Source organism: Micromonospora sp. BL4, assembly GCF_003667505.1.
Classification (GTDB): Bacteria; Actinomycetota; Actinomycetes; order Mycobacteriales; family Micromonosporaceae; genus Micromonospora.
Map to the genome: position 1 here is coordinate 71782 of NZ_RCVJ01000116.1, position 21129 is coordinate 92910.

The following is a 21129-nucleotide window of genomic DNA, read 5'->3' on the forward strand; positions in this document are numbered from 1 at the left end:
TACGCCCGGTCATGCCAGCTCCTCCCGGATCCTGATCCGGCTGCCGACCAGGCGCGGGTCGCGCTGCTCGACCGCCGGCTCCCGGGTGCGTCGCCAGTCGGTCAGCGCGGTGCGGATGACCACCCGCGCCGGCCGGTCCGGGTCGACGTGCCGGAAGATGAACGACGTGGTCACGATGGCGAGCGCGATCTCCCAGGCCGGAAAGAGCTCGACCGTCAGCGTGAACAGCCAGTGGATGAACATGTAGAGGGGGACGAGCAGCATGAAGAGCCCGTACTGGGCGTACGGCAGGTGGACCGGAAGGGTGTAGCCGGGCGGCCCGAGGTAGACCAGGCGGGCCCGGTAGATGTCGTCGTCGGTGCGCAGCCGCATCTGGGAACGCGCCTATTCGAAGATCAGGTCGATCAGGTAATCGCCGACGAAGAAGAGTGTGGCCGCGCCGGCGATGAAGGCCAGCCCGACGATCGCGATCGCGGAGCTGGTCAGCACCTTGGAGATCTCGCCCCGGCTGGCGCGCCCGATGAAGATGACGCCCAGGACGGCGAGCAGGATTGGCGCGATCTTGCTGGCGAAGAAGGTGACCACACTGTTGGTGTCGATCCCCTTCGGTGCCGGCTCGGCGAGCGGAGCTGACGCCAGGGTGGAGAGCGCGTGGGCGACGCCGGACGACGCCGTCTCCATGAGCTCGAAGGCGATCACTGGAACCTCCCCATAGCGCGGCCGGCGGTGCCGCGGCGGTGCAATAGGCAAGCCTGGCGGGAAAAGTGCTCACAGGGCGCAGCGTTCTCGACCCTGCGTTCGTTACTCACCACGGAGAGTGGTGAGCTTTGGGCGGTTTTTCCCCGCTTCGGCCCTCCCTCCAGGCTTCGCCATCTCGATGCTGGCCAATTCCAAAGCGTACGGGCCGCCCCGGATTGCGACAAGCCGCGAAGGGACTGCCTGATACTGCCCGGACGACCGATCGTACACCTGTTCCAATGCGCACGTCAGGGATGGTGGTTCGGGGGTCGACCCGGGTTGGTCGGGTGCACCGACACCACCGGTACCGTCTACCCGTGACCGATCTGGTGCGGGCCCCGGGCCCGGTGGTGATGGGCGTCCTCAACGTCACACCGGACTCCTTCTCCGACGGCGGACGGTACGCCGACCTCGACGCGGCCGTCGGACATGGCGTCCGTCTGCGCGCGGCCGGGGCGCACCTGGTCGACATCGGCGGCGAGTCGACCCGCCCAGGCGCCGAGCGGATCGACGCGGCGACCGAGGCCGACCGGGTCCTGCCGGTCATCCGCGAGCTGACCGCCGCCGGCGTGCCGGTCAGCATCGACACCAGCCGCGCCCGGGTCGCCGAGGCCGCGCTGGGTGCTGGCGCGGTCGTCGTCAACGACGTCTCCGGCGGGCTGGCCGACCCGGACATGGCCCGGGTGGTCCGGGACGCCGGCTGCCCCTGGGTGCTGATGCACTGGCGTGGCCACTCGCGGGAGATGCGCGAGCTGGCCAGCTACACGGACGTGGTGGCCGATGTCCGGACCGAGCTGACCCAGCGGATCGACGCGGCGCTGGCCGCCGGCGTGGCCGCCGACCGCATCGTCATCGACCCCGGCCTCGGTTTCGCCAAGACGGCCGCGCACAACTGGGAGCTGAGCGCCCGCCTGCCGGAGCTGCTCGACCTCGGATACCCGCTGCTCTTCGGCGCCAGCCGCAAGTCCTACCTCGGCCGACTGCTCGCCGCCCCGGACGGGACACCGCGACCCACCGCGCAGCGGGAGGCGGCCACCGTCGCCACCAGCGTGCTGGCGGTCGCGACGGGCGCCTGGGGGGTACGCGTACACGACGTCCGCGCCACCGCCGACGCGCTGGCCGTCTGGGTCGCCACCGGCCGTCCGCGGATGGTCCCCGCCCCTGCCGGCCACGAGCGAGAGGGACAGCGATGACCGACCGGATCCAGCTGACCGGCCTGCGGGCCCGGGGCCGGCACGGCGTGTACGACTTCGAACGGGTCCAGGGGCAGGACTTCGTCGTCGACGCCGTACTGGAACTGGACCTCGCCCCGGCCGCCGCCAGCGACGACGTCACCGCCACCGTCCACTACGGCGAGCTGGCCGAACGTCTGGTCGCCGTGGTGACCGGCGAGCCGGTCAACCTGATCGAGACCCTCGCCGACCGGCTGCTCACGATCTGCCTGGCCGACGAGCGGGTCGCCAGCGCCACCGTCACCGTGCACAAGCCGGAGGCGCCGGTGCCGCACATCTTCACCGACGTGGCCGTCACCATGACCCGGACGCGTGCCCGGTGACCCGGGCCGTGCTCTCGCTCGGCAGCAACCTGGGCGACCGGCTGGGCCACCTGCGTACGGCTGTCGCCACGCTCGGCGACACCGTGCTGGTGCTCTCCGGCGTGTACGAGACTCCACCGTGGGGCGACGCCGATCAGCCGGCGTACCTCAACGCGGTGCTGCTGGCCCAGGACGACGCCGCGACCCCACGCGACTGGCTGGAGCGGGCGTGGGCCGCGGAGCGCGCGGCCGGCCGGGTCCGTGACCCGCAGCGGCGGTTCGGGCCGCGCACCCTCGACGTGGACGTGATCGCGGTCTGGGGCGACGACGACGAGCCGGTGCTCAGCGACGACCCCGAGCTGACCCTGCCGCATCCCCGGGCGCACCTGCGCGCCTTCGTGCTGCGACCGTGGATCGACATCCAGCCGTACGGGCGGCTGCCCGGTCACGGGTGGCTGACCGACCTGCTCACCGCCGGCCCGGCCGCCGACGACGCGCTGGATCTGCGCCCGCGACCGGACTTGGCGTTAGAGTCGACGGCATGACCGAGCGGAGCCGGCCGGCATGACGCAGGCGAAGTCCCCACCACCGGGCGGGCCGGGCCCGGACCGGTCGCGGATGGGCCCCACCCGGATCTCCACCCTGGTCGTGGCCGCCCTGGCCGCGGCGGCGGTGGCCTGGCTGCTGATCAGCACCCTCTACTACAGCGGCATCCCCCGGCTGCCCTGGCTGCCGGTGGTGACACTGGCCGCGCTCGCCGTGCTGGAGGCGTACGCCGCGATCAACACCCGGGGCCGGATCGAGCGCAAGCCCGGCCGCGATCCGGTCAACCCGCTGATGGTCGCCCGGTTCGTGGTGCTGGCCAAGGCGTCGGCGCTCGCCGCGGCCATTTTCGCCGGCTTCTACGCCGGGCTGGCCGGCTGGCTCTTCGTCGAGACCACGCGGGCCGCCACGGAGGACCGACCTGCCGCCGGGGGTGGCCTGCTCGCCTCGCTGGCGCTGGTGGGCGCCGCGCTCTGGCTCGAGCGCTCCTGCCGGGTGCCGGAGCGTCCGGACGACGAGCGTGAGCCCGACCAGCGGGAGAGCCGCCCCGGCCAGCGTTGAGAGGCTGTGGGGTCTCCCGACAGCCTCTGACAGGGGGTTACGCCCGGCTCCGGGCGCGGGTACGGTGCCTGCGATCGGAGAGCAACGGCCGCCCCGGTCCGTCCGCCAACCGGACCGGAAACGGCCGGTCACTGGGGAGGCGGCGTAATGGGGTACGAAGAAGCGGGCCGAGAAGGGTCGGTCGAGCCCTCGTCCGGGGTGCCCGCCGCCGTTCTGGAGAACGTCTTCGACGACCCCGGTCAAGGTGAGCCCGGTCAGGACCGGATCGGCGTGCACCTGGTGTGGGAGATCCTGCTGCTGGCCGGTCTCGCCACTCTGGGCTGGCTGCTCTGGCGGGCCGACTCGGACGCGCTGCGCGGCGACAACCTGCGCACCCTGTTGGTCGGCCTGGTCGGGCTCGGGCTGCTCGCGCTCGCCGCCGGGCTGAGCCTGCGGACCGCCGCCCCGAACCTGGCCGTCGGTCCGATCGCGGTCGCCGCCGCGCTGCACTACGCGGAGCAGGGTGACCAGGGTCTGGCGGCGTCCGTCGGCCCGGCGGTCGCGGTCGCCGCGCTCGGCGGGCTGGCGCTGGCGCTGGCCGTGGTGGTGCTGCACGTGCCGGGTTGGGCGGCCAGTCTCGCCGGTGCGGCCGGGGTGGTGGTGTACATCGAACGCCGGTCGGCGCCCGTGCTGGTGCAGGGCGACTACGACCCTGCGCGCACCTCCGGCTACCTGTTCGCCGGCTTCGCCGCGTTGGCGGTCCTCGGTGGGCTGTTCGGCGCCATCCGGGCGATCCGCCGGCTGGTCGGCCGGTACCGCCCAGTCACCGATCCGGCCCGTCGCCGGGGGGTGGTGGCTGCCGTGGTCACGGCGCTCGCCCTGGTCTGCTCCTCCGTGCTCGCCGCCCTCGCCGGTGTGCTGCTCGCCGCCAACGACCCCGGGCCGGTCACGCCCGACCCCGGGCTGGACTGGACCGTGCTGGCGATCGGGGTGGCCCTGCTCGGTGGCACCAGCGCGTACGGCCGTCGGGGCGGCCTGTTCGGCACCCTGCTGGCGGTGGGACTGGTCACCGTCTTTCAGGCCTACGCGCCGGCGCGCGGCTGGACGGTCGACCACTGGACGGTCGGCGGCGTCGCGCTCGGCGTCGGACTGCTGGTCACCCGCCTGGTCGAGACGTACGGACGGCCCCGGCCGGGCAGCCCCGACCGGCCCGAGCCGGTCGGCGACGGCACGATCAGCACGGGCTGGACGACGCCGTCGTCGCAGCCGGTCGGCAACTGGCCCCCCACCCTGCCGACGCCCGCCGAGCCGGAGCCGATCGACCCGTGGCGCGATCCGCGCTGGGAGGACAGCCCGCGCCGGTGGGACGCCGGTGAGCGGTGAGCCGTGCCGCGTCCGCCGAGCCGGAGCTGATCTCGACCGTTAGGCTCGGCGGCATGACCGACACACCTGCCGCCACCCCCGGCGGAGCCTCGTTCGAGGAACTCGACGCGTTGTCCACCGAGGAACTGCGGGAGCGGGCGTTCGCCCTGGCCCGGGAGAACCGTGACGTCGGTTTCTACTTCTCGGTGCTGCGGCACCTGCCGAACGCGGACGAGGCGACGATCCTGGACGGCGCGCCGAACTCGATCGGCCCGATCATCGACGAGGCCAACGCGCTGTGGCGGGAGCTGACCGGTCACGGGTACGAGGAGACGGAGCCGCTGCTGCGGGCCGCCTTCATCGACTACCTGCAGAAGCACTGAGCCGGTCCGGGCAGTCCAGGTCCGCCCGGTCGGTCGGCACGGGCCCTGGACGGATGAGAGGGCTCTTTCACCGCAGCGGCCCGGTCAGCCGCTACGGGACGGCCGCCGGCACCGGCGCGCTCGCCGTGCTGCTGCTGGTCGGCATCTGCGGGAGTCCGGCGTACACCGGATGGGCCGGCACGCGGACCGACCCGGCGTCGGCCGGCGACTACTACCTGCGCCTGCTCGCCTGGCCTGCCTGGCGGCTGGACGCGGACGGGCAGCCCGGCGGGTTGCTCGCCGCCGACCTGCGGGCCGTCCTGCTGGTGGTCGTCGCGGTGGCCCTGCTCTATCTGCTGCCCGCCGCCCAGGTGGCCCGGGTGCCCGGCTCGGTGAGCCAGTTCTTCTCCGGCTGGGCCGCGTACGTGCTGGCCGGTGGGCTCGCCGCCGTGCTGGCGACGCCGTTCGGCCCGGACCCGTCGCTGCTGGGCGCGTTGCAGGACGCCAGCGCGGGTGCCGGCTACGGCTTCCTCTCCGGTTGGATCATCGGCACCGCCAGCCTCGGCGGCCGGGCCTGACCCGACCGGCCGAGCCGGGGCGGGTCAGCCCGCCACGCGGCCGAGGTCGAGCAGGCGCTGCCGACTGAGCGCGCCCACCGGGCGGCCGCCGTCGGTCACCACGAGCCGGTCCCGTCCAGAGGTGAGCAGCACCGCCAGCGCGTCGTACGCGGAGCCGTCCAGCGGCACGGTGGGCAGGTCCGCCTCGGCGTCGCCGGGCACCGGCTCCAGCGCGTCCCGGTCGAGCTGGGTGACCGCCAGCCGGCGGATGCCCCGGTCGGCCCCGACGAACTCGCGCACGAACGGCGTGGCGGGCGCGCCCAGCAGGGCGGCCGGCGTGTCGTACTGCTCCAGGTGCCCGCCCTGGGAGAGCACCGCGATCCGGTCGCCCAGCCGGACCGCCTCGTCGAGGTCGTGGGTGACCAGCAGGATCGTCTTGCGGACCTCGGCCTGGAGCCGGAGGAACTCCTCCTGGAGGCGGGCCCGGACGATCGGGTCGACGGCCGAGAACGGCTCGTCCATCAGGAGCACCACGGGGTCCGCGGCGAGCGCGCGAGCCACCCCGACCCGCTGCCGCTGCCCGCCCGACAGTTCGTGCGGATAGCGGCGACCGAACTGGGCCGGGTCCAATCCGACCAGGTCGAGCAGCTCGTCGACCCGGGCCCGGGTCTGGTCGCGGGACCAGCCCAGCAGCCCGGGCACGGTGGCGACGTTCGCCCGGACCGTCTGGTGTGGAAACAGCCCGACGTTCTGGATCACGTAGCCGATCCGGCGGCGCAACCGCACCGGGTCGACGTCGGTGACGTCCTCGTCGCCGAGCATGATCCGCCCGGCGGTCGGCTCGATCAGCCGGTTGACCATGCGGAGCACCGTCGACTTGCCGCAGCCGGACGGGCCGATCAGCACCACCAGTTCGCCGGCCTTGACCTCCAGGCTGAGTTCCCGGACGGCCTCGGTGCCGTTCGGGTAGCGCTTCTGGATGCCCTGCAGGGAGATCGACGCCGCGCGAGGGGACTCGGCCCCACCGGCAGCCTCCGGGGTAACGTCCACGTATGTCCTTCCGCCTGAGCTACCTGGCCGACCCGGGTAACCCCTGGTTCTCCTGGCAGTACGTGCGGGACAACTCTGACACGATCCTCGCGGCGTTGGGTGAACACGCCTCGCTCACCGGGCGCGCGGTGCTGTTCGCGGTGCTGATCGCCCTGCCGTTGTCCGTGGTCGCGTACTGGTTCCGCCCGCTGGCCGGGCCGATCCTCGGCGTCACCGGCGTGATCTACACCATTCCGTCACTGGCGCTGTTCGCGTTCATCGCGCCCTACCTGGGCACCGGCGCCGCCACCGTGCTGGTCGGTCTGGTCCTGTACGCGCTGCTGCTGATCGTCCGCAACGTGGTGGCGGGGCTCAACCAGGTGCCGCCCGAGGTTCGCGAGGCCGCCGAGGGCATGGGCTACGGCCGGTGGGGCCGGCTGTTCCGGATCGACCTGCCGCTGGCGGTCCCGGGCATCATGACCGGGCTGCGGCTGGCCACCGTGTCGACGGTCGCGCTGGTCACCGTGGGGGTACTGGTCGGGCACGGCGGGCTCGGTCAGCTGATCTTCGCGGGCTTCCAGAACAACCTCTACAAGGCCGAGATCATGACCGGCACGGTGCTCTGCGTGGCGCTGGCGGTGCTGCTGGACCTGCTGCTGGTCCTCGTCGGCCGGCTGGTCACCCCCTGGTCCGCCCGGGGCGTCCGGTGAGTGTCGCGGCGAGCCCGGTGCAGCAGGCGGTGCTGTGGCTCAACGACCCCCTGAACTGGACCAATCCCGGCGGCATCCTGCAGCGGCTCGGCGAGCATCTGGAGATCTCCGCGGCTGCGGTGGCGCTCGGCTGCCTGGTGGCCTGGCCGCTCGGACTCTGGCTGGGCCACACCGGGCGGGGTGGTGGCCTGGTCGTGCTGGTGTCCAACGCCACCCTGGCCATCCCCACCCTCGCGCTGCTGACCATCCTGCCGCTGACCTTCCTCGGCTTCGGCCGCACGCCGGTGGTGGTGGCGCTGGCCGTCTTCGCCGTTCCGCCGCTGCTGGCCAACGCGTACACCGGCGTACGCCAGGCCGACGTGGAGGCGCTCGACGCGGCCCGCGGGATGGGCCTGTCCGGGGGGCAGGTGCTGCGGCGGGTGGAGCTGCCGCTCGCGGTGCCCTACCTGGCCGCCGGGTTCCGGACCGCCGCCGTGCAGGTGATCGCCACCACCGCGTTGGCCTCGTTCGTCAACGGGGGCGGCCTCGGCGAGATCATCCGGACCGGCTTCGGTCTGAGCATCGCGGCAGGCGGGGGTCAGATCCTGGCCGGCGGCGTGCTCGTGGCCGGGCTCGCCCTGCTGGCCGAGGTCGTCCTGGGCGGCGTTGAACGGCTGGTCACCCCCCGTCCGCTGCGGCGTGACCGGCAACGCTCGGGTCGGCCCCGGCCCGCCGACGCGACCGGCCGCGCCTGATCTGCCCCGGCCCGTCCGACGGACGCATCGTTTGGGTGAGTGGTCTCCCGGCCGGCGACCGGCAGCGAGTCGGGCGGTGACGAAGCGGTGACGAAGTCCACCTCAGGTTGTCGGTCGGTCGCGGAGGATGTTGGGTGGACATTCGCGGGCGGCCGTCAGTCAGGATCGCCCGTCGGACACGCGGCCGGCCCGGGACGGGTCGCGCCGGGACACGGAAGGCGGGCACATGCGCGCACGTACACGTCTGGCGATCGGCGCGGTCGGCGCTGTCGCTGCGGCAGGGCTTCTGACCGGGTGTGGTGGCGCCGGCTCGTCCGGCACCGACGCGCCCCAGCAGAGCGCCTCCGGTGCCGGGTGCGCCCCGGTCGCCGGGCAGCAGCTCATCGCACTGCAGGACGACAAGAAGCTCCAGAACTCCGACAACGTCATTCCGGCGGTCAACAGCAAGGCGGCCAACCCGCAGTTGATCGCCGCGCTGGACAAGGTCTCGGCCGCGCTCGACACGCCGAAGCTGATCCAGCTCAACAAGGCCGTCAACGACGACCGCAAGACCCCCAAGGTGGCGGCCGAGGAGTTCGCCTCCGCCAACAACGTCACCGCGGGCATCGCCAAGGGCCCGGGCGGCGAGATCGTGGTGGGAGCGGGCAACTTCGCCGAGAGCCAGACCCTGGGCGAGCTGTACCGGATCGCGCTCACCGCCGCCGGCTACCAGGTCAAGGTGCAGCAGATCGGCAACCGGGAGCTCTACGAGCCGGCGCTGGAGAAGGGCGAGGTCCAGGTCGTCCCGGAGTACGCGGCGACCATGGCGGAGTTCCTCAACATCAAGGCCAACGGCCCCAACGCCCAGCCGGTCTCCTCGCCCGACATCAACAACACCGTGACCGCGCTGAAGGCCGAAGGCGACAAGGTGGGCATCACCTTCGGCGCGCCGGCCGCCGCACAGGACCAGAACGCCTTCGCGGTCACGCAGGCGTTCGCCGACAAGTACGGCGTGCGGACCCTGTCCGAGCTGGCCGCGAAGTGCTCGGGCAACGCGACCGTGCTGGGTGGCCCGCCGGAGTGCCAGCAGCGCCCGTTCTGCAAGCCGGGCCTGGAGAAGACGTACGGGCTGTCCGTGGGCTCCTTCTCCTCGCTCGACCAGGGCGGGCCGCTGACCAAGAACGGGCTGCGTACGGGCGCCATCAGCGTGGGCCTGATCTTCTCGTCGGACGGCGCCTTCGCCACCAGCTGAGCACCTCCTGAGGCGTCGACGACGCCCCCGACCGCACCAGGTCGGGGGCGTCGTCACGTCAGTACGCCCGCGCCCAGCCGGTGCGCCTCACCGGTCCGTTCCCCTGAGCGGGGATCCTCGGTAGGCTGCACAGCCATGCCAGCCCCGGTCGCCCCCGATGCCCGGCGTCAACCGCCGCTGCTGACCATGCTCTTCTGGGCCGGCGTGGCCCTCGCTCCGGTGGCGGCGCTGATTCTGCTGGTCGCCGACGGCAACGGCCCGCTGCGCTTCGCGGCGGTGCTCGCCATCCTGGCGGTGGTGCTGATCGGTCTCTCCATCGCGCTGCGACCCGACGGCGAGGACGCCTCGGCGCGAGCCGACGAGCTGCTGGACGAGATCGAGGAGCTCCGCCGGGAGTTGCGCGCCGAGATCGTCGCCGCCGCGCAACGCGGTAACCAGGCGCTCGACCAGGCACAGCGGGCCCAGGAGGGCGTCATCGCCGTCCGCCGCCGCCTCGACGCCAGCGGTGCCGCGCTCGCCGGCGCCGCTCCCGCCGAACCGGCGGGTGCCGGTCGGGCCCGGGTCCCGGTCGGCGAGCCGGTGGACGAAGTTCCGGTCGCCCGCAGCCGCGTGTCGGTGCCCGGCGACGCCCCGGCCGGTCGCGGCCGGGTGTCGCCTCCGGAGCACGCCGGTGCTCGCCGGGGCCACCCCGAGCGCGCGGACGATGACGAGCCGCCGTATCAGGCGGCCCCCGACGCCGAGCCGCCGGTCAGCGGCGGGTTCTACGGCGCCGAGCAGCCGGCCGCCGGGTACGGCACTGAGCGACCGGCCGCCGCGTACGGCACTGAGCGACCAGCCGCCGCGTACGGCGCGGCGCGACCGGCCGCCGGGTACGGCTCCGTGCCCCGACCTCGGGAGCACGACCGCCCCGAGGCGGCGCACCGCCAGGTCGGCGTGGTGCGGCACACCGAGACCGTCCACGTCACCACCCGACACACCGTCGTCGACGGCGGCCCGGCCGAGCCGGGCGGGCGGTACGGCGGCGGGTACGCCGGCCAGTGGTCCCCACCGGCGCAGGAGTGGACCCGGGGCGGCGCGGAGGAGCGTTCCCGGGGCGCGCAGGCGGCGACCCGGGATGAGCCCGGCTGGACGGCCCGCCGCGACGAGCCGGAGTGGGATGATCCACGCGACGCGTACGCGCAGCCCGACGACCGCGGCTGGTCGAAGCAGCGCGAGCCTGACCTAGCGACCGCCGAGTCGCAGCCCGGACCGGCCCTGCGGGCTGACGACACCGGTGAGTACTGGTCGCAGCTGCGCGCCGGTGACCGGTGGGCCGCCGTGCGGGACGACGACAACGGTCGTGAGATGCGGGTCGGGGAGCGCCACGCCGAGGTGCACGCCGACGCCACGGGCACCGAGTACCGGATGGCCGACCGCTGGGCCTCCGTCCGCCACGAGGACCCCCGCCGGCACGAGGACGCGCGCCGCTACGACGAGCCGCGCCGGTACGACGAGCGCGAGCCGTACCACCGGGACGAGCCGGCGCGCCGGCACGACCGCGGCGGCGGTTGGCGGGACGAGCCGGCGGACCGGCCGGCGCTGCCGGTGGGCGGTGTGCCGGTGCCGGACGAGTGGCGCCCGCCGCGCCAGCGCGGCCACCAGGCGGAGCCCGTACCGGAGCGGGCCGGGCGGCGCCGGGTCGACGAGCGGTACGGCTACCCGCCGCAGGACGACGTGCCGCGTGCCGGGGGCGCCCCGGCCGACGACCGCTGGCGCTGACCGCCGGCCCGGCACTACTTGTCGATGTCCCCGACCACGAAGAACATCGAACCGAGGATGGCGATCAGGTCCGGCACCAGGCAGCCGGGGAGCAGGGTGGCCAGCGCCTGCACGTTGGCGTACGACGCGGTGCGCAGCTTCAACCGCCAGGGCGTCTTCTCGCCCCGCGACACCAGGTAGTAGCCGTTGATGCCGAGCGGGTTCTCGGTCCAGGCGTAGGTGTGTCCCTCCGGCGCCTTGAGCACCTTCGGCAGGCGGGTGTTGATGGGTCCGGTCAGTTGGTCCACCCGCTCGAGGCACTGCTCGGCGAGGTCCAGCGAGGCGTACACCTGGTCGAGCAGCACCTCGAACCGGGCGTGGCAGTCCCCGGCGGTCTTCGTCACCACCGGCACGTCCAGCTCGCCGTAGGCCAGGTAGGGATCGTCGCGGCGCAGGTCCAGGTCGAGCCCGGAGGCCCGGGCCACCGGCCCGGACGCGCCGAACGCGGCGGCGTCCGCTGCGGACAGCACCCCGACGCCCACCGTCCGGGCCAGGAAGATCTCGTTGCGCCGGATCAGGTGGTCCAGGTCGGGCAGCCGCCGGCGTACCTCGCCGATCGCGGCGCGGGCCCGGCCGGTCCAGCCGTACGGCACCTCCTCCTTGAGGCCGCCCACCCGGTTGAACATGTAGTGGATCCGGCCCCCGGACACCTCCTCCATGACCGCCTGGATGGTCTCCCGCTCCCGGAAGGCGTAGAAGACCGGCGTGATCGCGCCGATCTCCAGCGGGTAGGAGCCGAGGAACATCAGGTGGTTGAGCACCCGGTTCAGCTCCGCGAGGGCCATCCGCAGCCAGGTGGCACGCTCGGGCACCTCCATGCCCATCAGCCGCTCCACCGCGAGCACCACACCCAGCTCGTTGGAGAACGCCGACAGCCAGTCGTGCCGGTTGGCCAGCACAATGATCTGCCGGTAGTCGCGTACCTCGAAGAGCTTCTCCGCGCCCCGGTGCATGTAGCCGACGATCGGTTCGCAGGCGATCACCCGCTCGCCGTCGAGCACCAGCTTCAGCCGCAGCACGCCATGGGTGGAAGGGTGCTGCGGGCCGATGTTCAGCACCATGTCGGTGCCGAGCTGCTGATCGCCGGTGCCGGCGACCAGGCCGGCACCGGTGCCGACGGTCAGTTCACGGAGGGCCCCGGCGTCGGTGGTCATGCCCGTCATCGTGCCACGGCCGGACCGAGCGGGATGCCGACCGGTTGGCGCAGCCACCAGTGTCCGCCGAGCCCGGCCGGGTCGGTCAGCTCGGCCACCGCCGACGCGGCGGCCAGCGCCCGCACGTAGCCGGCCGGGTCGGTGCCGGCCAGGCTCAGCGGCGGTCGGCCGCCCTCGGCCCCGAGCGCCCGCAGCGCCTCGGACTGCGAGACCAGGGAGTACGCGCACCGGGCGACCGCCGCACCGGCGGAGGCGACCGAGTCCATGGCCACGTGCGCGGTCACGTCCGTCGTTCCGTCCGGCACCGGAGGCACCTGCCGCCCAGCCCGGTACCCGGTCAGCGTCCCGTCGACCGGCCTGCTCTCCCGCAGGTGCCCGTAGTCGACAGCGACGGCCAACCCGCGTTCGATCTTTTTCACGGCGTTCGCCCAGGCCTCGTCCCTGGTCCGGCCGATCTCGGCCCGTCTGTGGTTGCTGTGGGGGGTTTCCGGGCAGCCCGGCCGGCTCCGGGCGGTCAGGCTTGATCCCTGCGCCGGCCGGGCTGCCCGGAAACCCGACTCGCTTGTGCTGGTCGCGTCCGTCGAGGTCGGATCACGGTCTGCGGTGGGCGGGCTCGTGGGCCACCACCTCTTGAGCCAGGCAAGATCAGCGGGAGTGACCAAGTCACCAACCGTCTCGGCACCACTGCCGGGGTCGACCAGCAGGTATCGCCAGCCGTCCTCGGTGTGCACCGCGACGTCCAGTGGGACGTTGTCCAACCACTCGGTTGCCAGCAACACCCCCTTGATCTCATCCGGGATCTCGGACACCCAGTTGATCTCTTGCGGGAGGTCTTTGGGCCTGGTTGCGTACTCGACTGCTGTGAAGCGCACTCGTTCCGCGAGCGACGGACGGACGGCGACCGACGACGGCTCGTCGCCGGACGGACGGGCGGAGGCCGTGGGAGTCAGGGTTTCCGGGGAGCCCGCCCGCGGAGGGATCAAGCCTGACCGCCCGGAGCGGGTGGGCTCCCCGGAAACCCCCACCGCGAGCCCGACGGTGCCCTCGATGGATCGCAACAGCTCATGCAACAGTTCTCCCCGCCCTGCCCCGACGTCGACCACGTTCAGCCGCGACGGGTGACCCAGGGCTGTGTCCACCTCTGCGATCAGGCGCAGCAGGGCGGTGGCGAAGGCTGGCGAGGCGTGGACGCTGGTCCGGAAGTGGTCGGCCGGCCCGGCGCCGGAGACGAAGAAGCCGTCCGGCCCGTAGAGGGCGTCGCTCATCGCGTCCCGCCACCGGATCGACATCGTTCTCCTCGGGTTCAGCATGTGTCGCCGTGCCGACCCTACGGTCACCGGCTGAGGGGCCCTTCCTTCGGTGGTGAAGGTTTTCACACATGCTTGTCCCGGTTCGGCGGGCCGGGCGCATACTTGCGATCGACCGGTACCCCTTCTCGAGGACTGGATCGTCGTCATGAGCGCACCGCTGCGCCCGCGTCCGGCCGCCCCGCACGGGCCTGCCGCATCGCGGGATCGCGCCGTTCCCGGCGCCCGCGCCACCTCCCGTCTGCTCACCGTCGGTGTCGTCGGCGCCGGCCGCGTCGGAGCCGTGCTGGGCGCCGCACTCGCCGCCGCCGGGCACCACGTGGTCGCCGTCACCGGCGAATCCGGGGCCAGCCGAGCGCGCCTCGCCCTGCTGCTGCCCGAGGTGCCCCGCCGGCCGGTCTCCGCCGTCGCCCACGCGGCCGCCGACCTGCTGCTGATCGCGGTACCGGACGACGCGCTGGCCGGGGTGGTCGCCGACCTCGCCGAGCGGGGCGCGCTGCACCCGGGTCAGGTGGTCGCGCACACCTCCGGCGCGCACGGGCTGGCCGTGCTGGCGCCGGCGGTCGCGGTGGGCGCCCGGCCGCTCGCCCTGCACCCGGCCATGACCTTCACCGGTACGCCGGACGACCTGGCACGCCTCGACGGCATCTCGTACGGGGTGACCGCCCCGGCGGAGCTGCGCCCGCTGGCCGCCCGGCTGGTCGCCGACCTGGGTGGCGTGCCCGAGTGGGTGGGCGAGACCGACCGTCCGCTGTACCACGCCGCGCTGGCGCACGGCGCGAACCATCTGGTGACCCTGGTGAACGAGGCGACCGACCGGCTGCGGGACGCCGGGGTGGCCCGTCCGGAGAAGGTGCTCGCCCCGTTGCTGCGGGCGGCCCTGGAGAACGCGCTGCGCCTCGGCGACGACGCGCTCACCGGCCCCGTCTCCCGCGGCGACGCGGGCACCGTCCAGCGGCATCTGTCCCGGCTGGCCGCGACCGCCCCGGAGTCCGTTCCCGCCTACCTGGCACTGGCCCGGCGCACCGCCGACCGGGCGATCGCCGCCGGCCGGCTGCGGCCGGTGGACGCGCAGTCGCTGCTCGGCGTGCTCGCCGATTCTGGTCGGGAGGTGGCCGCGTGACGCTGCTCGTACACACTCGTGCCGAGCTGGCCGAGGCCCGGGCCGGGCTGAAGGGCACGGTCGGTGTGGTGATGACCATGGGTGCCCTGCACTCCGGGCACGAGACCCTGCTGCGTGCGGCGCGGGAGCAGGCCGACCACGTGCTGGTGACGATCTTCGTGAACCCGTTGCAGTTCGGGCCGAACGAGGACTTCGACCGCTATCCCCGGACCCTGGACGCGGACCTGGAGGCGTGCCGGCGTGCCGGTGTCGACGTGGTCTTCGCCCCGTCGGTGTCCGACATGTACCCCGACGGCCAGCCGCGGGTGCGACTCGACCCCGGTCCGCTCGGCGCGGAGCTGGAGGGCGCGAGCCGCCCCGGCTTCTTCCACGGTGTGCTCACCGTGGTGCTGAAGCTGCTCCAGCTCACCCGGCCGGACCTGACGTTCTTCGGCGAGAAGGACTACCAGCAGCTCACCCTGGTCCGGCGGATGGTCCGGGACCTGGACGTGCCGGTCGAGGTGGTCGGCGTGCCGACGGTTCGGGAGCCGGACGGGCTGGCGCTGTCCAGCCGTAACCGCTACCTGAACGAGCCCGAGCGGGCCGCCGCGCTGAGCCTGTCCGCCGCGCTGCGGGCCGGTGCGCAGGCCGCCGACTACGGCCGGGACGCGGGTGCGGTGCTGACCGCCGCGCACGCCGCGTTCGGCGCCGGTACGCCGGGCGCCCGGCTCGACTATCTGGTGCTCACCGATCCCGAGCTGGAGCCGGGACCGGTCTCGGGGCCGGCACGGCTGGTGATCGCCGCGTGGGTGGGCGCCACCCGCCTGATCGACAACGCGGCGATCCACCTCGCGCCCCGCCCCTGACCCGGCCGCACCCCCACCACTTTCGCGAAAGGCCATCCCGATGCTGCGGACCATGCTCAAGTCGAAGATCCACCGGGCCACGGTGACCCAGGCCGACCTGCACTACGTCGGTTCGGTGACGGTGGACGAGGACCTGCTCGACGCCGCCGACCTGCTCCCCGGCGAGCAGGTGGCGATCGTGGACATCACCAACGGCGCCCGGCTGGAGACGTACGTCATTCCGGGCCGGCGGGGCAGCGGCGTGATCGGCATCAACGGCGCGGCCGCGCACCTGGTGCACCCCGGTGACCTGGTCATCCTCATCTCGTACGGGCAGATGGACGACGCCGAGGCCCGGTCGTACCGGCCGCGGGTGGTGCACGTGGACGCCGACAACCGGGTGGTCGAGCTGGGCGCCGACCCGGCCGCCGCGTCGCCCGGTACGGCCGGCGACCCGGTGCCCAGCCCGCTGGCCGTGGCGAGCGCCTGATCCCGCGCACGGCGATTCCGGTCTGTCACCGGAAGGTCATTTCCGGTTACCCTTGGCACGCCGTCGGAAGCTGGTCGGTGGCTGGGGGAGGCCGCGATGCGCCGTGCGATGACGACCCTGCTCGCCACTGCCGTCACGGCAGTTCTGCTGGTCGGCTGCGCCGGGCCCGGCGGCCTTGACGGTGATCTGACCGACGACTGGGCGGCGCTGCCGCCGGCGGCGGCGTTCACCCCGGTCGCCGGTGTGTGTCAGGCCGCCGACTTCACCGACGTGGTCACCCTGGCCAGCTACCAGCCGATGGACTGCGCCGGCCCGCACCGGGTGGAGACCGTGCACGTGGGCGCCTTCCCGGTCGAGCGGGCCACCGCCCCGGCCGGCGGCTCGGCAGAGCTGCGCGGCGCGTTCGCCGAGTGCGACAACCGCGCCACCGGGTACGTGGGCGACGACTGGCGGGCCGGCCGGCTGCGGCTGTCGGTGGCGCTGCCCTCGACGTCCGGCTGGGCGGCCGGGTCCCGCTGGTACCGGTGCGACCTCAGCGAGCTGACCACGGTGGAGGCGGCGGCCACGGTGGTGGTCCGGTCCGGCAGCCTGCGGGACGCGTTGAAGGGGCCCTCCGGGCTGCGGCTGGGCTGCCAGCAGACCCGCGGCGGCGCCGGCCGGGGCGTGCAGACGCTGGTGCCGGTGGAGTGCGGCGGTCGGCACGACGCCGAGTTCGTCGGGGTCTGGAAGGCGCCGGACCGGCCGTATCCGACCCGGGATGCCGACTGGGCTCCGCTCTACACCGGGTGTCGCAGCGTCCTCGGCCGGTACGTCGGGGTCCCGGACGACGCCAAGCTCCGGTTCCGCAGCGGGGTGGTGGTCCGCCCGCCCGGTGCGGGGCGCTGGAGGGTCGGTGACCGGGGGGTCCGCTGCTACCTGTGGCTCAGCGACCGTACGGTGACCGCCTCGCTGCGGGGCGCGGGCCCGGCGGGGCTGCCGGTCCGGACGAAGTGACGACGGCCCGCCGGTTGGCGCGGTGCGGTGGGAGCGGGACGGGGTAGCCCATACCACTCGTCCCGCCCCCGCCGCCCCGGACGAGACCGGTTCGGGTTGACTGGGGGGATGGACCTTCCGACCGTCGACCTGCCGGCCCTGCCCTCGTTGCTGGCCGCGCCCGCCCCCGGCTGGGTGGAGACCACCGACGTGATCGTGGTGGGTTCCGGGGTGGCCGGGTTGACCGCGGCGCTGCACCTGCGCGAGGCGGGCCTGCACGTCACGGTGGTCACCAAGGTCAACATCGATGACGGCTCGACCCGGTGGGCGCAGGGTGGCATCGCGGCGGTGCTCGATCCACGCGACACTCCGGCGGCGCACGCCTCGGACACCGAGATCGCCGGCGTCGGGCTCTGCGACCCGGCGGCGGTCCAGGTGCTGGTCGAGGAGGGCCCGATCCGGCTGCGGGAGCTGATGCGGATCGGCGCCGAGTTCGACCGCCACCCGGACGGCTCGCTGATGCTGACGCGTGAGGGCGGGCACCGGGCGGACCGGATCGTGCACGCCGGCGGGGACGCCACCGGGGCCGAGGTGCAGCGGGCACTGCACGAGGCGGTGCGGCGGGACCCGTGGATCCGGCTGGTCGAGCACGCCCTGGTTCTGGATCTGCTGCGGGCGCCCGGCGACGGCCCCGACGGGCTCGGCCCGGCCTGCGGGATCACCCTGCACGTGCTCGGCGAGGGCAGTGAGGACGGTGTCGGCGCGCTGCTGGCCCGAGCGGTGGTGCTGGCCACCGGCGGGATGGGCCAGATCTTCGCGGCCACCACCAACCCGGCGGTCTCCACCGGGGACGGGGTGGCGCTGGCGATGCGCGCCGGCGCGGCGGTGACCGACGTGGAGTTCGTCCAGTTCCATCCGACCGCCCTGATCACGCCGGCCGGCGCCGGTGTTCCCGGCGCGGGGCACGCGCAGCAGCCGCTGGTCTCCGAGGCGCTGCGCGGCGAGGGCGCGTACCTGGTGGACGCGGACGGCAAGCGGTTCATGGTGGGCCAGCACGAGTTGGCCGAGCTGGCTCCCCGGGACGTGGTGGCCAAGGGCATCCACCGGGTGCTGCTCGCCACCGGCGCGGACCATGTCTTCCTCGACGCCCGGCACCTGGGCGGGGCCTTCCTCGCCGGTAGGTTCCCCACCATCGTGGCGTCCTGCCTCGCGATCGGCGTGGACCCGGCCACCGACCTGATCCCGGTCGCTCCGGCCGCGCACTACGCCTCCGGTGGCGTCCGGACCGATCTGCGCGGCCGCACCTCCATCCCCGGCCTGTACGCGTGCGGTGAGGTCGCCTGCACGGGCGTGCACGGCGCGAACCGCCTGGCCAGCAACTCGCTGCTGGAGGGCTTGGTCTTCTCCCGGCGGATCGCCGACGACATCGCGGCGGGCCTGCCCGAGCAGGTCCGGCCGGCGGACACCGGCGCGTGGCGCGGCGGTACGGGCTGGGTGCTGCCGGCCGAGGTGACGCCGGCCCTGCAACGGGCGATGACCCGCGGCGCCGGGGTGCTCCGCTCGGCCGCCACGCTGGCCGAGACGGCCGGGACGCTGACCGAGCTGGGCACCGCCCGAGGCCGGCCGCGGACGGCCGACTGGGAGGCGACGAACCTGCTCACCGTGGCGTCGACGCTGGTGGCCGCCGCGTACACGCGCGGTGAGACCCGGGGTTGCCACTGGCGGGAGGACTTCCCGACGGCCGACGAACGGTGGCTGGGCCACCTGGTCGGGTCGGTCGGGGCGCAGGGCCGGTTGACGCAGCAGTGGGAGGGACGGCAACAGTGAGCGCGAGGAGTGAGCCGGTGTTGCGAGCCCCGCAGTCGCGAACGGAGATGGCCCAGTGAGCGCGAGGAGTGAGCCGGTGTTGCGAGCCCCGCAGTCGCGAACGGAGATGGCCCAGTGAGCGCGAGGAGTGAGCCGGTGTTGCGAGCCCCGCAGTCGCGAACGGAGATGGCGATGACGGAGTCGACGCAGCGGGCGTTGCGGGCGGACGGCCTGGACCCGGCGCAGGTGCGGCGGGTGATCGAGAACGCGCTGGTCGAGGATCTGGGGCCAGACTTCCTCGACGTCACCAGCGTCGCCACCATCCCGGCGGAGCAGACCGACACCGCCGACCTGGTGGCCCGCGCGGACGGGGTGGTGGCCGGGCTGGCCGTGGCCGCCGCCGTGTTCGAGCTGGTCGGCGAGGTGACCGGGTTCGGTCGTACCGTCGAGGTGTCGCTGGTGGCCCGCGACGGCGGGCGGGTGGCCCGCGGCGACGTGCTGGCGACGGTGACCGGGCCGACCCGGCTGCTGCTCACCGCCGAGCGGACGGCGCTCAACCTGCTCTGCCGGATGTCCGGCGTGGCAACCCACACCCGTGCCTGGGCGGACGCGCTGACCGGCACGAAGGCGATGGTGCTGGACACCCGCAAGACCACCCCGGGCCTGCGGGCGCTGGAGAAGTACGCGGTGCGGGCGGGCGGCGGCACCAACAAGCGGATGGGCCTCTACGACGTGGCCATGATCAAGGACAACCACAAGCTCGCGGCCGGCGGCATCACCGCGGCGTACCGGCGGGTCCGGGAGGCGTTCCCGGAGGTGCCGGTGCAGGTCGAGGTGACCACGGTCGACGAGGCGGTGGAGGCGGTGGGCGCCGGCGCGGACTTCCTGCTCTGCGACAACATGACCCCGGAGACGCTGGCCGAGGCGGTGGCCGCGGTGGGTGACCGGGCGGAGTTGGAGGCGACCGGCGGGCTCACCCTGGAGGTGGCGGCCCGGTACGCCGCCACGGGGGTGGACTTCCTCTCGGTGGGCGCGCTGACCCACTCGTCGCCCATCCTGGACATCGCGATGGACCTGCGCGTCGAATAGGGGATGCCTGGCCGTGCCTCAGACGGTGGTCAGCGAGGTGGCGGCCAGATTGAAGATCACCCGGTTCTCGGTGTCCTGCCGGCCGTCCAGGCCGTACTTGGCCCGGAAGAGCTCCAGCACCCGGTTGTAGACCTCGGGCGCCAGCTCGTCGGCCTCGCCGATGGCGAAGACCTCACCGGCCGCCTCCGGCCGGTCCAGCACCACGCTCAGTCCGGTCAGGCCGTGTCGGGCCACGTTGCGCACCAGGTCGGTGCCGGCGATGTACCAGTCGCCGTCGGAGCGTACGTAGAGCGCCTCGCAGGTCTCCAGGTCCCGCCCGGCCTGGCGCAGGCAGAGTCGCAGGCTGAGGCAGGCCTCCAGGTCCTCCAGGGGCGCGGTGTCCCACAGCTCGGCGAACCGGTCGTCGACGAACTCGCCCAGCGGGGTGGAGACGAACGCCTCGATCTGCTGGGTGTCGAAGGTGCTGCCCTGCACCGGGAAGAACGAGATGAACGCCTTGCCGTCCCAGCGGTACATCTGCACCGAAGGGGCGGCGCTGTAGACCCGTACCTGGAGCCGGGCCCGGGCCGCCTCCGGCAGCTCCTCGCGGAGCCGGGCGAGGTGCCACAGGTTGTTGAGGATGGCCACCGAGGCGTCCCGTCGGCGCAGCTCCTCGCCGCGGAGCCGGACGGCCGGTGAGTCCGGGTCCAGCAGCAGCACCTTGACGGTGGCGCCGTTGGCGAGCGCGGAGCGCAGCGCGGCCACGAACCGGGCCGCGTACGGGCCCTCGAGCATGCTCGTCCAGGTTTCCAGGATCGCCACGATCTCGCGGCACTGGGCGACCCGTTCGATCAGCGCGTCCCGGTCCAACCGGGGATGCTCGATGATGCTGACCGTCTGGAGTTCGCGAAAGAGCGGGTTGAGCACCACATAGGTCAGCAGCGTCATGATCAGCGCGGCGCCGATGTTGAGGTAGAGGTCGCCGGCGAAGCTGCCGTTCTCCCGCAGGGACGCCCGCCACGCCTGCACGATCATCCAGATCGCGCCGCCGGCCAGCGCGACCAGCACCAGCACGTGCCGCCGGCGCCGGCGCAGGGTGTTGCGCCCGCGCGCCCACCACGTCCCCGACATGTCCGCTCCCCGTCCGGCCGCGCCGTGGATTGACCTATGTTCATGTCGTGATGGGACCAGGATACGGTCCGCCGGCCGGTCCGCGCCCGTCCGTACGGTCGTTGTCTAGGCTTCGTG

Annotated in this window: 23 protein-coding genes; 17 read left to right on the top strand and 6 right to left on the bottom strand. The window is 73.6% G+C overall.

Annotation, left to right across the window (positions count from 1 at the left end):
* Positions 1 to 9: 9 nt before the first annotated feature.
* Together EAD89_RS12725 and EAD89_RS12730 are read right to left on the bottom strand one after the other, a co-directional pair.
* On the bottom strand, positions 10 to 372 hold the full coding sequence (locus EAD89_RS12725) for a hypothetical protein (RefSeq protein WP_053654782.1): 363 nt from the start codon (positions 370 to 372) through the stop codon (positions 10 to 12).
* 12 nt (positions 373 to 384) lie between these two features.
* Positions 385 to 699, bottom strand: a complete 315-nt coding sequence (locus EAD89_RS12730; RefSeq protein ID WP_030327982.1) for a hypothetical protein — start codon at positions 697 to 699, stop codon at positions 385 to 387.
* 356 nt (positions 700 to 1055) lie between these two features.
* Here EAD89_RS12730 and folP point away from each other — a divergent pair, with 356 nt between their 5' ends.
* From folP to EAD89_RS12765, 7 genes are all read left to right on the top strand, one after another.
* Positions 1056 to 1931: a dihydropteroate synthase gene (folP, locus tag EAD89_RS12735; protein WP_121675874.1), complete on the top strand. Its 876-nt coding sequence runs from the start codon at positions 1056 to 1058 to the stop codon at positions 1929 to 1931.
* Positions 1928 to 2293, top strand: a complete 366-nt coding sequence (gene folB / locus EAD89_RS12740; protein WP_121675853.1) for a dihydroneopterin aldolase — start codon at positions 1928 to 1930, stop codon at positions 2291 to 2293. The genes folP and folB overlap by 4 nt, the downstream gene beginning before the upstream one ends.
* A complete protein-coding gene (gene folK / locus EAD89_RS12745) occupies positions 2290 to 2817 on the top strand; it encodes a 2-amino-4-hydroxy-6-hydroxymethyldihydropteridine diphosphokinase (RefSeq protein ID WP_121675854.1) in 528 nt (175 codons plus the stop codon). Before folB ends, folK begins: the two co-directional genes overlap by 4 nt.
* 19 nt (positions 2818 to 2836) lie before the next feature.
* On the top strand, positions 2837 to 3376 hold the full coding sequence (locus EAD89_RS12750) for a DUF3180 domain-containing protein (protein ID WP_121675855.1): 540 nt from the start codon (positions 2837 to 2839) through the stop codon (positions 3374 to 3376).
* Between the two features lie 147 nt (positions 3377 to 3523).
* Positions 3524 to 4738 carry an ABC transporter permease gene (locus EAD89_RS12755; RefSeq protein WP_121675856.1) on the top strand — a complete coding sequence of 405 codons (1215 nt, stop codon included), beginning with the start codon at positions 3524 to 3526 and terminating at the stop codon, positions 4736 to 4738.
* 53 nt (positions 4739 to 4791) lie between these two features.
* Entirely contained in the window at positions 4792 to 5100 is a 309-nt protein-coding gene (locus EAD89_RS12760; RefSeq protein WP_121675875.1) for a hypothetical protein, read from the top strand.
* 53 nt (positions 5101 to 5153) lie between these two features.
* Positions 5154 to 5657: a hypothetical protein gene (locus EAD89_RS12765; RefSeq protein ID WP_121653437.1), complete on the top strand. Its 504-nt coding sequence runs from the start codon at positions 5154 to 5156 to the stop codon at positions 5655 to 5657.
* 24 nt (positions 5658 to 5681) lie between these two features.
* Here the strand turns inward: EAD89_RS12765 and EAD89_RS12770 are convergent, their stop codons facing one another.
* On the bottom strand, positions 5682 to 6686 hold the full coding sequence (locus EAD89_RS12770) for an ABC transporter ATP-binding protein (protein ID WP_121675857.1): 1005 nt from the start codon (positions 6684 to 6686) through the stop codon (positions 5682 to 5684).
* A 2-nt stretch (positions 6687 to 6688) separates the two neighbouring features.
* Between EAD89_RS12770 and EAD89_RS12775 the strand changes: the two genes are divergently transcribed.
* The 4 genes from EAD89_RS12775 to EAD89_RS12790 all read left to right on the top strand — a co-directional run bounded on the left by EAD89_RS12775 (position 6689) and on the right by EAD89_RS12790 (position 11098).
* Complete coding sequence (locus EAD89_RS12775) at positions 6689 to 7375, top strand: ABC transporter permease (RefSeq protein ID WP_121653435.1); 687 nt, start codon at positions 6689 to 6691, stop codon at positions 7373 to 7375.
* Complete coding sequence (locus EAD89_RS12780) at positions 7372 to 8109, top strand: ABC transporter permease (protein WP_121653434.1); 738 nt, start codon at positions 7372 to 7374, stop codon at positions 8107 to 8109. Before EAD89_RS12775 ends, EAD89_RS12780 begins: the two co-directional genes overlap by 4 nt.
* 226 nt (positions 8110 to 8335) lie before the next feature.
* Complete coding sequence (locus EAD89_RS12785) at positions 8336 to 9340, top strand: glycine betaine ABC transporter substrate-binding protein (RefSeq protein WP_121675858.1); 1005 nt, start codon at positions 8336 to 8338, stop codon at positions 9338 to 9340.
* Between the two features lie 135 nt (positions 9341 to 9475).
* Positions 9476 to 11098, top strand: coding sequence for a hypothetical protein (locus EAD89_RS12790; protein WP_147458797.1), 1623 nt, complete (start codon positions 9476 to 9478; stop codon positions 11096 to 11098).
* A 14-nt stretch (positions 11099 to 11112) separates the two neighbouring features.
* Here the strand turns inward: EAD89_RS12790 and EAD89_RS12795 are convergent, their stop codons facing one another.
* On the bottom strand, positions 11113 to 12300 hold the full coding sequence (locus EAD89_RS12795) for an NADH-quinone oxidoreductase subunit D (RefSeq protein WP_199733498.1): 1188 nt from the start codon (positions 12298 to 12300) through the stop codon (positions 11113 to 11115).
* Positions 12297 to 13580, bottom strand: coding sequence for an SAM-dependent methyltransferase (locus tag EAD89_RS12800; protein WP_233578575.1), 1284 nt, complete (start codon positions 13578 to 13580; stop codon positions 12297 to 12299). Before EAD89_RS12800 ends, EAD89_RS12795 begins: the two co-directional genes overlap by 4 nt.
* A gap of 166 nt (positions 13581 to 13746) precedes the next feature.
* Between EAD89_RS12800 and EAD89_RS12810 the strand changes: the two genes are divergently transcribed.
* The 6 genes from EAD89_RS12810 (at position 13747) to nadC (ending at position 19902) form a co-directional block, all read left to right on the top strand.
* On the top strand, positions 13747 to 14721 hold the full coding sequence (locus tag EAD89_RS12810) for a Rossmann-like and DUF2520 domain-containing protein (protein ID WP_233578579.1): 975 nt from the start codon (positions 13747 to 13749) through the stop codon (positions 14719 to 14721).
* Entirely contained in the window at positions 14718 to 15566 is an 849-nt protein-coding gene (gene panC, locus EAD89_RS12815) for a pantoate--beta-alanine ligase (protein ID WP_121675861.1), read from the top strand. The genes EAD89_RS12810 and panC overlap by 4 nt, the downstream gene beginning before the upstream one ends.
* Positions 15567 to 15606: 40 nt before the next feature.
* Entirely contained in the window at positions 15607 to 16035 is a 429-nt protein-coding gene (gene panD / locus EAD89_RS12820; protein WP_121675862.1) for an aspartate 1-decarboxylase, read from the top strand.
* Between the two features lie 96 nt (positions 16036 to 16131).
* Positions 16132 to 17028, top strand: coding sequence for a septum formation family protein (locus EAD89_RS12825; protein WP_121675863.1), 897 nt, complete (start codon positions 16132 to 16134; stop codon positions 17026 to 17028).
* A 108-nt stretch (positions 17029 to 17136) separates the two neighbouring features.
* Positions 17137 to 18834 (top strand): L-aspartate oxidase, encoded by a 1698-nt coding sequence (locus tag EAD89_RS12830; RefSeq protein WP_121675864.1) that lies wholly within the window; start codon positions 17137 to 17139, stop codon positions 18832 to 18834.
* A 171-nt stretch (positions 18835 to 19005) separates the two neighbouring features.
* Positions 19006 to 19902 (top strand): carboxylating nicotinate-nucleotide diphosphorylase, encoded by an 897-nt coding sequence (nadC, locus tag EAD89_RS12835; RefSeq protein WP_121653426.1) that lies wholly within the window; start codon positions 19006 to 19008, stop codon positions 19900 to 19902.
* 18 nt (positions 19903 to 19920) lie between these two features.
* Here nadC and EAD89_RS12840 read toward each other — a convergent pair whose 3' ends face one another.
* The gene (locus EAD89_RS12840; protein ID WP_121653425.1) at positions 19921 to 21012 is read right to left on the bottom strand and encodes a DUF5919 domain-containing protein; all 1092 of its coding nucleotides are present in this window, start codon (positions 21010 to 21012) and stop codon (positions 19921 to 19923) included.
* Positions 21013 to 21129: the final 117 nt, after the last annotated feature.

What these genes read in the sequence shown, in the direction of transcription:
- panD (WP_121675862.1), top strand. Translation starts at nt 15,607, where the DNA reads ATGCTGCGGACCATGCTCAAGTCGAAGATCCACCGGGCCACGGTGACC.
- EAD89_RS12825 (WP_121675863.1), top strand. Translation starts at nt 16,132, where the DNA reads ATGCGCCGTGCGATGACGACCCTGCTCGCCACTGCCGTCACGGCAGTT.
- folB (WP_121675853.1), top strand. Translation starts at nt 1,928, where the DNA reads ATGACCGACCGGATCCAGCTGACCGGCCTGCGGGCCCGGGGCCGGCAC.
- EAD89_RS12800 (WP_233578575.1), bottom strand. Translation starts at nt 13,580, where the DNA reads ATGTCGATCCGGTGGCGGGACGCGATGAGCGACGCCCTCTACGGGCCG.
- EAD89_RS12775 (WP_121653435.1), top strand. Translation starts at nt 6,689, where the DNA reads ATGTCCTTCCGCCTGAGCTACCTGGCCGACCCGGGTAACCCCTGGTTC.
- EAD89_RS12750 (WP_121675855.1), top strand. Translation starts at nt 2,837, where the DNA reads ATGACGCAGGCGAAGTCCCCACCACCGGGCGGGCCGGGCCCGGACCGG.
- EAD89_RS12785 (WP_121675858.1), top strand. Translation starts at nt 8,336, where the DNA reads ATGCGCGCACGTACACGTCTGGCGATCGGCGCGGTCGGCGCTGTCGCT.
- EAD89_RS12790 (WP_147458797.1), top strand. Translation starts at nt 9,476, where the DNA reads ATGCCAGCCCCGGTCGCCCCCGATGCCCGGCGTCAACCGCCGCTGCTG.
- EAD89_RS12755 (WP_121675856.1), top strand. Translation starts at nt 3,524, where the DNA reads ATGGGGTACGAAGAAGCGGGCCGAGAAGGGTCGGTCGAGCCCTCGTCC.
- EAD89_RS12795 (WP_199733498.1), bottom strand. Translation starts at nt 12,300, where the DNA reads ATGACGGGCATGACCACCGACGCCGGGGCCCTCCGTGAACTGACCGTC.
- nadC (WP_121653426.1), top strand. Translation starts at nt 19,006, where the DNA reads ATGACGGAGTCGACGCAGCGGGCGTTGCGGGCGGACGGCCTGGACCCG.
- EAD89_RS12725 (WP_053654782.1), bottom strand. Translation starts at nt 372, where the DNA reads ATGCGGCTGCGCACCGACGACGACATCTACCGGGCCCGCCTGGTCTAC.
- EAD89_RS12840 (WP_121653425.1), bottom strand. Translation starts at nt 21,012, where the DNA reads ATGTCGGGGACGTGGTGGGCGCGCGGGCGCAACACCCTGCGCCGGCGC.
- EAD89_RS12760 (WP_121675875.1), top strand. Translation starts at nt 4,792, where the DNA reads ATGACCGACACACCTGCCGCCACCCCCGGCGGAGCCTCGTTCGAGGAA.
- EAD89_RS12765 (WP_121653437.1), top strand. Translation starts at nt 5,154, where the DNA reads ATGAGAGGGCTCTTTCACCGCAGCGGCCCGGTCAGCCGCTACGGGACG.
- EAD89_RS12830 (WP_121675864.1), top strand. Translation starts at nt 17,137, where the DNA reads ATGGACCTTCCGACCGTCGACCTGCCGGCCCTGCCCTCGTTGCTGGCC.
- EAD89_RS12810 (WP_233578579.1), top strand. Translation starts at nt 13,747, where the DNA reads ATGAGCGCACCGCTGCGCCCGCGTCCGGCCGCCCCGCACGGGCCTGCC.